Origin of the sequence: Chromohalobacter canadensis (assembly GCF_034479555.1) — a bacterium.
Classification (GTDB): Bacteria; Pseudomonadota; Gammaproteobacteria; order Pseudomonadales; family Halomonadaceae; genus Chromohalobacter; species Chromohalobacter canadensis.
Genome location: NZ_CP140151.1, coordinates 1,987,009 through 2,000,601, shown reverse-complemented (window position 1 = coordinate 2,000,601; position 13,593 = coordinate 1,987,009). Strand labels below are relative to the sequence as shown.

Sequence of the window (13,593 nt, the reverse complement as noted above, 5' to 3'; positions counted from 1 at the left end):
GCGATCGAATCGACATGGGCTTTTTTCATCCAGACACAGCACCCTCCGGTTCCAGTTACTCTCTCGCCTTCCGCATTACAGCAATGTCCCACAACTATTTAACTCAGGTTATCGATAACCTGGGCGAATAAGCACACCGTGACCAAGCTAGGAAGCTCAATGGCACATGGATGTGCCAACCTTTCTTACTCTTCATCAGAACGCTCACCAAAAACGCCGATAGGCGTTATGCATCCGCATCATAGCCATGCAGTGCTTTCCAGCGGCGCGTCAGCATCCATACTGATGGATACGCCACCGGCGTCTTGGGAGTCCATCATGCAACGTTTATCGCTGGAACCCGCCGCGCTTCATGTCGCGCGACTCACCCCGTTGCTGGAATGGCTGCAAACGCATCTGGCATTGCCGATCTTGTTGCGTACTCCGTACAGCGCTTATCTTGAACTGCACTGCGAAGGCCATAACAGTCATGTGCTACTGCTTGAAGAGCGCCCCGAGGCACCCGCCAGCACGCTACGCCTGGAAGCCGACAATGCGGAGTTCGAGCATCTTGCGCCCCGACTGACCAGCCAAGGCGCACGCTGTTTGGAAGCCTCGCGCGAACATCCCAGTGCATCGCGTAGCTGTGCTTGGCGGGTACTGACCATGCCGCTACCCGGTGACTGGCAACTGATGCTACTGGCCCTTGATCCATGCCGCTGCCAACACTCGGGCCCGCACAGGCTGGCGCCTTGATGTGCCCCATCACTCATCGTCTTCTTTCGCTCGCCTGTCCCGTCCGGCCATGGACCGGCGCTGTTTATTGCGACGATAGCGGCGCATCAGCGCCACCCAGCATGCGGCAAGGAGCATCAACGCCAGGGTCATGCCCTGCCAGGGGCGCGCCGCATCGCCCAGACACGTCTCTAGCGTCATGATCAGAATGAATCCCAGGGCCTGACTGGCGATGGCTGCCGCGCGCAACCCATCGATTCCATAGCGCGAACTCACCATGCATGCTCCTCCTTCCGCCTCGCCCTGACCCCGCGCGAGGACTTCAACCCAGCCACCACTCTTTAAAGAGGCGGCCCCAAGGGCGTTAGTGTAACGTGTCAGGCATCGCGATTCGTCATCGCCACCATGAGGGTCCCATGCCGCCGATCATGCTCGGACACGTGCCGCTGCCACCTGCGCCTTTATATGCCGCCGTCGCGGCGCTCGCCCTATTGGCGCTAGGCGCGTTGTTGTGCCTCCCCCGCACACGGCGACGCCAGTGGTTGAGCGGTACGTTGGGGGCGGCGTTGATCGGGGCTCGTCTGGTATACATCGCCCTTCATCCCGAGGCTTACCGAGAGGCGCCGTTCGAGGCCATCACGTTGTGGCAGTCCGGATATCACCCGCTGGGCGCCTTGCTCGGCGCCGTCGCATGGACGCTGTGGCGCCTGCGCGACCTGTCCGCGCGCCAGATACGACGGGCCACTGGCGCGCTCGTGACATGTAGCGCTTTATGGTGGGGATTGAATACCTGGCAGCCGCTGGCGGTCGAGCCCCTGCCCGCGAATTTGCCGAGCCTGACATTGAAGGCACTCGACGGCACGCCGACGTCCATCGACACGCTGGCGTCGGCGTCTCCGCTCATCGTGGTGCTGTGGCGCAGCGACTGCCGGGCATGTCGCCGCACGTTGGCGCGGCTCACCGAGCTGAATCGCGATGCCGCCACCGTAGCGACGGTCAACGAAGGCCAGACCCTGCTGCAAGCCGCGCGTTATCTCGATGCCCGAGGTGTCTCCTTCACCCATGATCTGCGCGATCCCCAACAACGCCTGCAGGCCTATTTCGGGATGCCCGAACTGCCGCTGACACTGCGCCTCGACGCCCATGGCAGGCTGCGCGATTACCAGATGGGCGAGATATCCACGGCGCACCTCATGCGCTGGCTGTCGCCCACGACCTGAAAACGCAATCGCCTGTTAAGCACTTAGCCGCTTTCCGGTAGAATACCGCGCCCCGCCGTCTTGCATGCTCCCGGCAAGATGGCGCGCCACGTACCGTTACATCATCATCCCGAGGCATCATGAGCGAATTCATTCCGGGCCAGCGCTGGGTCAGCGACGGCGAAGCCGAGCTGGGGCTGGGCACGATCCTGAGCTGTGACGTACGAAGCGTGACCGTTCTCTTTGCCGCCAGCCAGGAAACGCGCACCTATAGCGTTCGCCAGGCGCCGCTGACCCGCGTGGTCTTCGGCGCCGGCGACCGGATCGAAGCCGCCGACGGCCGCACCCTGACCGTCGACGACACCAAGGAAACCGACGGGTTGCTGGTCTATATCGTCGAGACGGCAGACGGCGAATACGACGAGCTTCCCGAAAGCCGCCTCGCCGATAGCATGCGCTTTCAGCAAGCGCGCGACCGACTGCTCACCGGCCAAGTCGATCGCAACGACTGGTTCGAACTGCGCTATCGCACCCTGCACCATTATCACCGCATCGCCCAGAACCCGGCGAACGGCCTGGCCGGACCACGTGTGGACCTCATCCCCCACCAGCTGTACATCGCCGACGAGGTCTCGCGCCGCCATGCCCCGCGCGTACTGCTTGCCGACGAAGTGGGCCTGGGAAAGACCATCGAGGCCGGCCTGATACTGCATCGCCTACTGCTCACCGGACGTGTCGAGCGTGCCCTGATCCTGGTACCCGACAGCCTGAGCCATCAATGGCTGGTGGAAATGCTGCGCCGCTTCTCGCTGCATTTCACGCTACTCGACGAACAGCAAAGCCAGCACAGCACCGGCAATCCCTTCGAAAGTGCCCAACTGGTGCTGGCCAGTCAACAATGGCTGTTCGCCAATCCGCACCGTCAAACTCAGGCCCAGGCCTGCGACTGGGACTTACTGATCGTCGACGAGGCCCATCACCTCGACTGGAGTCCCGAGGCCAGCGGCCCCGGTTATGCCTGCGTCGAGCAGTTGGCACGCGTCATCGACGGCGTGCTGCTGCTCACCGCCACACCCGAGCAGATGGGCCAAGCCGGCCACTTCGCGCGCCTGCGCCTGCTCGATCCCGAGCGCTACACCAGCCTGGAGGCCTTCGCCGCCGAGGAAGCGGGGTACGCCAAGGTCGCCGAGGCAGTGGATGCCCTCGAACGCCTGCCCGGCGATGCCGCGGATCGCGACGCCGTGGGCGCCGTCATCGACGATGCGGACAGCCAGGCGCTGCTCGAGACGCTGCTCGACCCCGAAAGCGATGAGGCACAGCACCAGAGCGCCCGCCGTCAACTCCGTGAGCAGTTGCTCGACCGCCACGGCACCGGCCGCGTGATGTTCCGCAACAGCCGCCGCCATGTCGCCGGCTTCCCCGAGCGCCATTTGCACGTCACGCGCCTGACTCCACCGTCCAGCTACCGCCGCGAACTACGCAAGCTGGATCGCGACATGGACTACCTCGACGACCTGCTGATCACCACCGGACTCGACCATCCCGAGGTGCTGCTTTATCCGGATGCCATGTATCGCGCGCAATGCGATGCCTCGCCGGGCGACACCGCACTCAACGCCGAGCCCTGGTGGCAAATAGATCCGCGCGTGACCTGGCTGCTGGAACGACTGACCGAAGTGGGCCGCGACAAGATGCTGGTCATCGCCCACGATCGCAAAACCGCCAGCGACCTCAGCGAGGCGTTACGCGTGCTGGGCGGTCTCCAGGCGCCGGTGTTCCACGAGGGCATGACGCTCATCGAGCGTGACCGGGCCGCGGCGGCATTCACCGACGACGAAGACGGCTGCCAGGTGCTGGTGTGCTCAGAAATCGGCTCCGAGGGGCGCAACTTCCAGTTCTGCCGGCATCTGGTGATGTTCGATCTACCGGCGCATCCCGATCAGCTCGAGCAGCGTATCGGCCGCCTCGACCGCATCGGCCAGCAACACGCCATCGAAATCTACGTGCCGGTATTCGAAGATAGCCCCGGCGAGCGGCTGCTGCGCTGGTACGACGAAGGCATGCGTGCCTTCAACGCCCCGCATGGCATCGGCAGCGAGCTTTACAATGCTTTCGGCGATACCGTGGCCGACTCCCTGCTCGATAACGACTCCCTCGCTGAAGTCATCGAGGAAACACGTGCCTATTTCGAAAGTCGCCTCGCTGAGCATGAGGCCGGCCGCGACCGGCTGCTGGAATGGAATGCTTGCCGCCCGGAACGCGCCCAGGCCGTCACCGAGGCCATTCGCGAGTTGGACGAAGACACCACACTGCCACGTTACGTCGACAAGGCTCTGGACGTGTTCGGCGTCGAGAGTCGCGATCTGGGTAACGATATCCAGCACCTGCTGGCGGGACCGCACATGCTCGACGGCCTGCCGGGACTGGTCAAAGGCGAGGAAGGCTTCTCGGCGACGTTTGATCGGCAGCGCGCCCTGGCCCGCGACGACGTGCAGCGCCTCTCCTGGGAACACCCTCTGGTGCGCGAAATGATGGAGCGCATCCTCGACGGCACCCTGGGCAATACCGCACTGGCGCTGCTTCAGCACCCCTCGATTCCCGGTGGCCGACTGATGGCCGAGCTGGTGTTCCGGACCCATTGTCCGGCGCCTCGGCACCTGAATGTCGGGCGCTTCTTGCCACCCACGGCGGTTCGGTTGCTGCTCGACGAGTCGGGTGCCAACTTGACCCAGAAGGTCTCGTTCGGGGGCCTTGCGAAGAACCTCAAGAAGGTCAAGAAGGCCGTGGCACGAGATCTGATCAAGTCGCGCCATGCGCAATTGCGCGAGCTGTTGACCAACGCCGAAGGCGAAGCCGAGAACGAGTTGCCGAGCATCATCGAGGCTGCACAGACGCGCATGCGCGAGACGCTGGACACCGAACTGGCCCGCCTCAAGGCCTTGGCACGCCACAACCCGGCAGTGCGCGATGCGGAAATCGATGCCCTCGCCCACGAGCGTCAGGCGTTGGATACGGCCATCGATGCCACGCGGCTGCGCCTCGATGCGGTGCGCGTGATCGTCACCGTCGACCCACCCGAGTAAATCTAAGTTGAGAGGCCGCGCGTTAGCGGCCGAGAATCGCCTTCAGGGCGCTGTCCAGCGTCGGATAGTGAAACGTGAACCCCGCCGCCTCGAGGCGCGCGGGGCGCATACGGGCGCCGGTCAGCAACAAGCGTGACATCTCGCCCAGGGCTAACCGCAGCAACCCGGCGGGCACTTTCATCAGCGCGGGGCGATGTAGATGATGCGCCAAAGTACGCGTGAAGTCGGCATTGGTGACGGGGTGCGGCGCGGAAGCGTTGAAAGGCCCTTCGAGGTCATCCCGCTCGAGCAACAACAGCACGATGCGCACTAGATCCTCGCGATGAATCCACGGCATGTACTGACGCCCACTCCCCAGACGACCACCGAGACCCAGCCGGAAAGGCGGGAGCAGCTTGCTCAGCGTGCCACCACCGGCATCGAGCACCAGCCCGGTACGCAACAGCGCGACCCGCACACCCAGCGGTTCGGCCGCCCGCGCCGCCGATTCCCATTGCGCGCACAGGCGATGGGCGAACTCATCGGTGGGCGGCGTCTGCTCGGTGACGTCGCGCTCTCCTTGATCACCGTAAAAGCCCATGGCCGACCCGGAGACCATGACCCGCGGCGGCGTCTCCAGACGCTCGCACAACGCCACCAGCTCGCGCGTGATGTTCAGCCGCGATTCGAGTAAACGCTTTTTCTGCGCCTCGCTCCAGCGCTTGTCGGCAATGGGCTCGCCAGCGAGATTGACGATCGCCTCGGGGGCGTCGTCTGCAAATGCCATGATCGACTCGCGGATCTCGATGTCCTCGGGCAGATGCGTTTGCGCCCGGGTGGGTGAGCGCGATACCACTAGCAACCGATGGCCAGCCTCATGTAGACGATGGCAGAGCAGCCGTCCGACGAAACCGCTACCGCCGGTGATCAGTATGCGCATGATGACTCTCCGAATACGTATTATACGACCGTTGTACAGTTTGCTAGAGTTGTCCAGGTAAATATGCATTGGCCTGAGCGAACAGCATAGCTCATGGCCACCCGCCACGCGGCTGTCGTCGCCACGCAAGGCGCCACGTCAATACCATAGGAGATCGCTCAATGAGCCACGCCTTGATATTACTTGCCCATGGCTCCAGCGATGCGCGCTGGCGCGCGCCTTTCGAGACGCTCGAACACGATCTTCGCGCACGCCTCGAAACCCCCGCTGTCATCGCCTACATGGAACTAAGCGAACCCTCGCTGGAAACCCGAGTCGCCGAACTTTATGACCAAGGCCATCGACGCCTCGATATCTTGCCATTGTTTTTCGCCGCCGGACGTCACCTGCGTCAGGACGTTCCAGCCCAGCTTGAGGCATTGCGCGAGCAATATCCGCAGGCGGCACTGACGCTGCTCGACCCCGTGGGCCAGCACCCCGCCTTCGTCGAAGCATTGGCGGGCATCGTGACATCCCGCGTAGAGGCGTCGCTGGAAAGATAGGACGTGATGGAGATTGTACAGAACTATTGCGACGTACAACTTCATCCCCCATGCTAAGTGGCAAGATTCACAGGAGGCACCTAAGCGCATGAGTGAACAGGCGATGGATCCGGCCAGTTCGCCGCTGTACCCGATCCGCGAGGTTTCACGGCTGACCGGCGTCAATTCCGTGACCTTGCGCGCCTGGGAGCGCCGCTACGGCCTGATCCGCCCGCAGCGTACCCCAAAGGGACACCGTCTCTACGCACGCGAGGACATACGCCGCGTCGAACGCATTCTGCAATGGCTAAACCGGGGTGTTCCCGTCAGCCAAGTACGCGATCTGCTCGAGCAGGCCGAGCCCACAGCCAATGATGCCCCACCGCCAGACATCAGCGACTGGGAAAGCCAACGCCAGCAACTGCTGCAGGCCGTCGACGCGCTGGATAACGATACGCTGGAGGCCCTGTTCAGTCGCAGCATGGCGCTTTATCCCGCGGGTTTGTGCGTGACCGAGTTATGGCAGCCGGTGATCGATCAACTCGAGGAACGCTGGAGCGATCAGTTCGGTGCCGAGTTGCAGCGCCGCTTGCTGGAAAGCTTCTTGCGCACGCGGGTCGGCATTCGCCTTTACCACGCCAACCAAGCCTCACGGGGGGCGCGTCTACTGCTATTGCGCCTGCCCGAGGAGCGCGACCTTTTGCGCCTGTTGCTTTTGGCGCTGGTCGCGTCTGCCTCGGGATTTCGGGTCGAATGGCTGGATACCGACCTGCCGCTCAACGAGTTGCCGCTGGCCGCGGAACGCTTCAAGGCAGACGCCGTGCTCATGACTAGCGGATATGCCGAGCGCAGCGATCTCATTCGGCGTCAGTTGCCGCGCTTGGCGGAGCAACTCGAGATGCCGCTGTGCTTAGTTGGCCCCGTGGCACGCATCCGCGGTGCGGAACTGGAAAACACCCAGGTCGCCACGCTCGGCAACGAATTACCCGCCGCGCTCAGCCGCCTGCATGGGCTGCTGGGACGCTAACCCTTACACCTGCGCCAGGGATGGGCCATGTCCGATGTGCAATTGATGTGGTTCCGCAGCGACCTGCGAACCTTCGATAACCGCGCCTTGCATGCCGCCGCCGAACGCGGACCGGTAATCGCCATTTTCTTGACCAGCCTTCCGCAGTGGCAACATCACGACCACGGCGCCAACAAGGTGGACTTCTGGCTGCGTGGCGCAGCAGCGCTTCGTGAGCACCTGGCCGGTCTCAATATCCCCTTGCTGCAACGACGCATCGCGACCTACGACGAGGCGCCCGCAGCACTGCTCGAACTGGCGCGCACTCACGGCGCCAGCGCGCTGCACTTCAATCGCGAATATCCTCTCAACGAACGCCGCCGCGATGCGGCAGTGGAATCTGCCTTCCAGGCGAACGGGCTGGCAGTATGGGGCCATACCGATGCCGTCGCCTACGCCCCCGGCGAGCTGCTCACCGGCAAGGGCGAGCCATATAGCGTGTTCACGCCGTTCGCCAAGGCTTGGCATCGCCAGTTGGCGTCACGCCGCATCGCCTTGGTGGAAGAACCTGAGCCCCAAGCCCAACTGGCTATCGACGCCGACCCGCCGCCTTCTCGCGATCTCGAGGCGATGGCCGACGCGCCACTCGACCCGAGTCTGTGGCCCGCGGGACAGGACGAAGCCGGCGACCGCCTCGAACGCTTCCTGCGTTTTCGCGGCCATCATTACAAGCGCCAGCGAGATTTCCCCGCACTCCCCGGCACCAGCGAACTGTCGCCCTACCTGGCGCTGGGCATGATCTCGCATCGCCAGTGCCTGCACGCGGTGATGAGCAACAACGAGGGCCACCTGGCCGACGGCGATGCCGGCCTCACCGCCTGGGCCAATGAATTGGTCTGGCGCGAGTTCTATCTGCATATCGCCGCCAGCTTTCCCGACATCAATCGCCACTGCCCCTTTCAGTCGCATACAAAGGCCTTGGCCTGGCGCGACGATGACGCGGGGTTTCAGGCTTGGTGCGAAGGGCGTACAGGCTACCCCCTGGTCGACGCCGCAATGCGCCAGCTCGTCCATTGTGGATGGATGCACAATCGCCTGCGCATGGTAGTGGCGATGTTCTTGTCCAAGCACTTGCTGATCGACTGGCGTCGCGGCGAGGCCTTCTTCATGCGGCATCTCATCGATGGCGACTTCGCCTCCAACAATGGCGGCTGGCAGTGGGCCGCCTCCACTGGCACCGACGCCGCGCCCTATTTCCGTATCTTCAATCCCACCACGCAGGCGGAACGTTTCGACCCCGAGGGGCGATTCATCGCGCAATGGCTCCCCGAACTGGCCGAGCTCCCCGTCAAGTCACGCTTTTTCCCCGACGAGTCGCAACGCCGCCGGACCGGCTATGCCACACCCATCGTCGACCACAAGGCAGCACGTCAACGCGCGCTGGACGCCTTCAAGTCACTGACGACGTAACCCACCCCCAAGCGCAAGCCACAGCCCCACGCCCTTTTCGGAGGACAGCATGAGCCAAGACACTGCATTGGCGACCTTTTGTCATGTCTTCGATAAATTGGACAAAAGGTGTACAGAGTCTCTCAAAAACCTCTACACTGACGATGTAGCATTCACCGATCCGTTACATCACATCGAGGGCCGCGAAGTCCTGATGCGTTATTACGCGGACATGCTGGCCAATGTTCAGGCATGCCGGTTCGAGGTGACTCACCGTCAGCGTGAGGGCGACGACGCCTTCGTGGCGTGGACGCTTCACCTGACGCATCCCCGTCTCGCTCGAGGACGGCCTCTGCGTATCGCGGGATGCTCGCAGTTGACGTTTCGTGGTGACCGGGTCTGTCGGCATCGTGATTATTTCGATGCCGGTGCAATGCTTTACGAACACCTGCCCCTGCTCGGGGCGGTGATTCGCTGGCTCAAGCGGCGCGTGGATCCGGCGAGCCACTTGCGCTAGGTATCCCGCACCACGTGCGCTCGGCATCTAGAGGAGAGCCCATGGCGACCCCAACGGCACCCCGACGTATCTGGCTGACCGGCGCCACCTCCGGCATCGGTGAAGCCCTTGCCAAGCGGTTGTTGCAAGACGGGCACCGCGTGGCCCTGACCGCACGTCGACGCGACGCACTGGAGGCACTCGCAGCACCTTTCGAGAATGCCCTGGTGGTCCCCGCCGATCTCACTTACCGCGCGTCGGTCAGTGAGGCCGGGGCAAGGATCGAAGCCGTCTTCGGTGGGCTCGATCTGGCGCTGCTCAATGCCGGCACCTGCGAGTATCTGGATGCTTGCCACTTCGACGTCGACCTGATCGAGCGCGTGCTCGCCACCAACCTGCACGGCACCCTGTATGCCATCGATGCGGCACTGCCGCTACTGCGCCGCGCTCGCCATGGCACGCAGCGTCCGCAGCTGGCCGCCGTTTCCAGCGCTTCGGCGTATTTTCCACTGCCACGCGCCGAAGCTTACGGCGCTTCCAAGGCCGCGATCAGCTACTTCCTCGCCTCCCTGCGACTCGACCTGGCGGCGGAAGGCATCGATGTCAGCGTCATCCATCCCGGATTCGTGCGCACGCCGCTAACCAAGCGCAACGACTTCCCCATGCCCATGCGCGTTGAGGTCGATACCGCCGTCGAGGCCATCCTGCGCGGCCTGGAAAAACGCGTACTGGACATTCATTTTCCGCGCCGCTTCACCTTGCTGGTCAAGCTGGCGGGCATCCTGCCGCCTGCGCTACGTCATCGGCTCGGACGTCTCTTGACCCGTAACACCGCCGAAGAGGGGCGCCCGTGAACGTGCCCACCTCACGCATCGCGGTGGTCGGTGGCGGCATTGCCGGCATGGCCTGCGCCCATTACCTCTCGCAACGCCACGAAGTGACGCTGTTCGAGGCCAACGAGCACCTCGGCGGCCACACGGCGACCGTGGATGTCGAACTGGATGGGTACCGGTATGCCATCGACACCGGTTTCATCGTCTTCAACGACCGTACGTATCCGCACTTTCAGCGCTTGCTGGCACAGCTGGGCGTGACCGCACAAGCGACCGAAATGAGCTTTTCGGTGCATGCCACGCACGAGGACTTCGAATATAACGGCCATACCCTCGACACCCTGTTCGCCCAGCGTCGCAACCTACTGCGCCCCGGTTTTCACAAAATGCTGCGCGATATCCTGCGCTTCAATCGCCACGCGGTACGCGACCTCTCACACGGCAACTTGCCGGAAGGCATGACGCTGGGCGAGTACCTGGCGCGGGGTGGCTACGGCGAGTCTTTCCGGCGCCGTTACCTGCTGCCCATGGGCGCCGCCATCTGGTCCGCCAGCGAGCGCGACATGGCGAATTTCCCGCTGACATCCTTCGTGCGTTTCTTTCATCATCATGGATTGCTGTCGGTGAATAATCGCCCCCAGTGGTACACGCTAGTGGGCGGCGCACGACGCTACATAGCCCCGCTGACGGCCGCCTACGCTCAGCGCGTCCGCTTGGCCTGCCCGGTGCGGAGTATCGATCGCGATGCAACGGGCGTGACACTGACCACGCCCCAAGGGCGGGAGCGTTTCGATCAGGTGGTGCTCGCCTGCCACAGCGACCAGGCACTGGCGATGCTCAGCGCCCCTAGTCAAGCAGAACGACAGATCCTCGATGCCCTGCCCTATCAAGAGAATGACGTTGTCCTGCATACCGATACTTCGCTGCTGCCACGCCGGCGTCGTGCCTGGGCCAGCTGGAACTATCGCATCGACGGACGCGAGGACGACGCACGCGTCTCGGTGACCTACGACATGAATCGCCTCCAGCATCTGCCAGGCGCGACACGTTTCTGCGTGACGCTCAATGACAGCGACGCCATCGCCCCCGAATGCATGCTGCGACGCTTCGTCTATCGTCATCCCTGCTTCACGCTGACGGGGGCCGCCGCCCAGCAGCGTCATGCGGAAATCTCCGGCCCGCACCAGCGCACGCATTTCTGCGGCGCATACTGGCGCCACGGTTTCCACGAGGATGGCGTCTGGAGCGCGCTGCGCGTGGCCCGCGCACTGGGCTGCGGTGAATCCGGTGCTCTGCAAGCGTCTCTCTCGCCGGCAACCGCAGTGCCTGAAGGAGCCCTGGCATGAGCACGCCCTTGCATAGCCGAGTGGCCCTGGGTGAACTCCGCCATCGGCGATTCACGCCGCGCGGGCATCGCTTCACCTACCGCGTATGGATGGTGTGGCTTGACCTTGACGAGTTGCCCGAACTCTTCGATGCGCTGCCGGGATTCAGTGCACGGCGTGCTGCGCTGGCGCGCTTTCGCCGCGAGGATTACCTGGGACCCGTGCACTTGCCACTCAAGACGGCGGTGCGCCAGCGACTCCGCCACGAGCTGGGCGAAGCACCCGACGGCCCGATTCGCATGCTGACCCAACTGCGCCTCTGCGGGGTGCTATCCAATCCCATCACGCTGTATTACGCCTATGATCGAGACGAGCGTCTGTGCGCCATCCTCGGCGAAGTCACCAACACCCCGTGGCGAGAGCGCCACGTCTACGCCTACCGGGTAACGCCAACGCGCCATGTCCACGCCGCCCATTTCGACAAAGCCCTGCATGTCTCACCGTTCAACCCCATGGACATGCAGTATCGGTGGCGCTTCAACACACCGGGCGAACACCTGCTGATGCATATGGAGGCGTGGCGCGAGGATACGCGCCATTTCGACGCCACGCTGAGTCTGCGTTTTGCGCCAGCGGGGCGGCGTGCATGGCTCACTGCACTGGCGCGCGCCCCCTGGATGAGCCTCAAGACGCTGGTCGGCATTCATTTCGAGGCAATGCGCTTATGGCTGAAGCGCGTGCCACTCTTTTCTCATCCCCGTGGCGAGGAGACACGCCCGTGACGACGACCCGTTCCTCCACCAAGGCGCCTGCCAGCACGCTCGACGCGCGCATAGCACGTTGGCTCAAACCACGCCTGCTGGGCCAGCTGTCGACCATAGAGGGCGGCGTGCTAATCGTCGAGGAAGCCGGACGCACGCACCGTCTCGGCCAAGGTGGACCACTCACGGTACGCCTGCAGATACATCATGACCGCGTCTGGCGGCGCATCGCGCTGGGGGGCAGCGTCGCGGCCGGGGAAACCTATATGGATGGTGACTGGCACTGCGACGACCTGGTCGCGCTGATTCGCCTGCTCGCGCGCAACCTGGAGCACGTCAACGAACGCCTGGAGAAAGGCCCCGCACGCCTGGCGCACGGTGTTCTCAGCGCGCTCCAATCGCTGCAACGCAATACCACTGGTCGCGCCCGACGCCATGTCGCCGCGCATTACGACCTCGGCAATGCCCTCTTCGAGACATTCCTCGATCGTGAGCACTGGCTTTACTCCAGCGCCATCTTTCCACGCCCCGACGCCAGCCTGGAAGCCGCGTCGACATACAAGCTGGAGCTCATTCTCGACAAGCTTGATGTCGGCCCCGAGCATCACCTGCTGGAGATCGGCACCGGCTGGGGCGGACTGGCACTTTACGCGGCGCGTACCCGCGGTTGCCGCGTCACCACCACGACCATCTCCGAGGAGCAGTACGCGCATACCTCGCAGCGCATTCGCGAAGCCGGCCTCGAGGATCGCATCACCCTACTCAAGCGCGATTATCGCGACCTCGAGGGACGTTACGACCGCCTGGTATCGGTGGAAATGATCGAGGCAGTGGGGCATCAATACCTGGACACTTACCTGGCCACCGTCGACCGCCTACTCGATGACGACGGCCTGGCGCTGATTCAGGCCATCACCATTCGCGATCAGCGCTATGAAGCGGCCAAGCGCGAGGTCGACTTCATCAAACGCTACATCTTTCCTGGCGGTTTCCTGCCTTCCCATCAGGCGATGCTGGAAAGTATCGCGCGGCGCACGCAACTCAACGTACTCGTCCTCGACGAGATCGGGGCACATTATGCGCGCACGCTTTGCGAGTGGCGCCAGCGGTTCGAGGCAAGCCTCGAGCACATTCGCGCGCTCGGCTATGACGAACGCTTCATCCGCATGTGGCGTTATTATCTGTGCTACTGCGAGGGCGGCTTCCGCGAGCGCACCATCGGCGCCTCGCAGTGGCTGCTAGCCAAGCCCGGCAATCGGCGCGCGCCGCTCACCGGCGCACCTTGAC

Annotated in this window: 13 protein-coding genes; 11 read left to right on the top strand and 2 right to left on the bottom strand. The window is 63.5% G+C overall.

Features of this window, described 5'->3' with window-relative positions:
• The first annotated feature begins 318 nt into the window (after positions 1-318).
• A complete protein-coding gene (locus SR908_RS09580; RefSeq protein WP_246924491.1) occupies positions 319-735 on the top strand; it encodes a hypothetical protein in 417 nt (138 codons plus the stop codon).
• Positions 736-744: 9 nt separating this feature from the next.
• Here the strand turns inward: SR908_RS09580 and SR908_RS09575 are convergent, their stop codons facing one another.
• Positions 745-993, bottom strand: a complete 249-nt coding sequence (locus tag SR908_RS09575) for a hypothetical protein (RefSeq protein ID WP_246924488.1) — start codon at positions 991-993, stop codon at positions 745-747.
• 137 nt (positions 994-1,130) lie between these two features.
• On the opposite strand from SR908_RS09575, the gene SR908_RS09570 reads away from it, so the two are divergent.
• The gene (locus tag SR908_RS09570; RefSeq protein ID WP_246924485.1) at positions 1,131-1,934 is read left to right on the top strand and encodes a TlpA family protein disulfide reductase; all 804 of its coding nucleotides are present in this window, start codon (positions 1,131-1,133) and stop codon (positions 1,932-1,934) included.
• Positions 1,935-2,053: 119 nt separating this feature from the next.
• A complete protein-coding gene (gene rapA, locus SR908_RS09565) occupies positions 2,054-4,996 on the top strand; it encodes an RNA polymerase-associated protein RapA (protein WP_246924482.1) in 2,943 nt (980 codons plus the stop codon).
• 22 nt (positions 4,997-5,018) lie between these two features.
• Here the strand turns inward: rapA and SR908_RS09560 are convergent, their stop codons facing one another.
• On the bottom strand, positions 5,019-5,915 hold the full coding sequence (locus tag SR908_RS09560; protein ID WP_246924479.1) for a TIGR01777 family oxidoreductase: 897 nt from the start codon (positions 5,913-5,915) through the stop codon (positions 5,019-5,021).
• Between the two features lie 161 nt (positions 5,916-6,076).
• On the opposite strand from SR908_RS09560, the gene SR908_RS09555 reads away from it, so the two are divergent.
• The 8 genes from SR908_RS09555 to SR908_RS09520 all read left to right on the top strand — a co-directional run bounded on the left by SR908_RS09555 (position 6,077) and on the right by SR908_RS09520 (position 13,592).
• Complete coding sequence (locus SR908_RS09555) at positions 6,077-6,457, top strand: sirohydrochlorin chelatase (RefSeq protein WP_246924476.1); 381 nt, start codon at positions 6,077-6,079, stop codon at positions 6,455-6,457.
• A gap of 88 nt (positions 6,458-6,545) precedes the next feature.
• Positions 6,546-7,463 (top strand): MerR family transcriptional regulator, encoded by a 918-nt coding sequence (locus tag SR908_RS09550; protein WP_075369389.1) that lies wholly within the window; start codon positions 6,546-6,548, stop codon positions 7,461-7,463.
• A gap of 27 nt (positions 7,464-7,490) precedes the next feature.
• Positions 7,491-8,912: a deoxyribodipyrimidine photo-lyase gene (gene phrB / locus SR908_RS09545; RefSeq protein ID WP_246924473.1), complete on the top strand. Its 1,422-nt coding sequence runs from the start codon at positions 7,491-7,493 to the stop codon at positions 8,910-8,912.
• Between the two features lie 49 nt (positions 8,913-8,961).
• On the top strand, positions 8,962-9,408 hold the full coding sequence (locus tag SR908_RS09540) for a nuclear transport factor 2 family protein (RefSeq protein ID WP_246924470.1): 447 nt from the start codon (positions 8,962-8,964) through the stop codon (positions 9,406-9,408).
• A gap of 41 nt (positions 9,409-9,449) precedes the next feature.
• Entirely contained in the window at positions 9,450-10,241 is a 792-nt protein-coding gene (locus SR908_RS09535; RefSeq protein ID WP_246924467.1) for an SDR family NAD(P)-dependent oxidoreductase, read from the top strand.
• Positions 10,238-11,566, top strand: a complete 1,329-nt coding sequence (locus tag SR908_RS09530) for an NAD(P)/FAD-dependent oxidoreductase (RefSeq protein ID WP_322527342.1) — start codon at positions 10,238-10,240, stop codon at positions 11,564-11,566. Before SR908_RS09535 ends, SR908_RS09530 begins: the two co-directional genes overlap by 4 nt.
• A complete protein-coding gene (locus SR908_RS09525) occupies positions 11,563-12,327 on the top strand; it encodes a DUF1365 domain-containing protein (protein ID WP_246924464.1) in 765 nt (254 codons plus the stop codon). The genes SR908_RS09530 and SR908_RS09525 overlap by 4 nt, the downstream gene beginning before the upstream one ends.
• On the top strand, positions 12,324-13,592 hold the full coding sequence (locus tag SR908_RS09520; protein WP_246924461.1) for a class I SAM-dependent methyltransferase: 1,269 nt from the start codon (positions 12,324-12,326) through the stop codon (positions 13,590-13,592). The genes SR908_RS09525 and SR908_RS09520 overlap by 4 nt, the downstream gene beginning before the upstream one ends.
• Position 13,593: the final 1 nt, after the last annotated feature.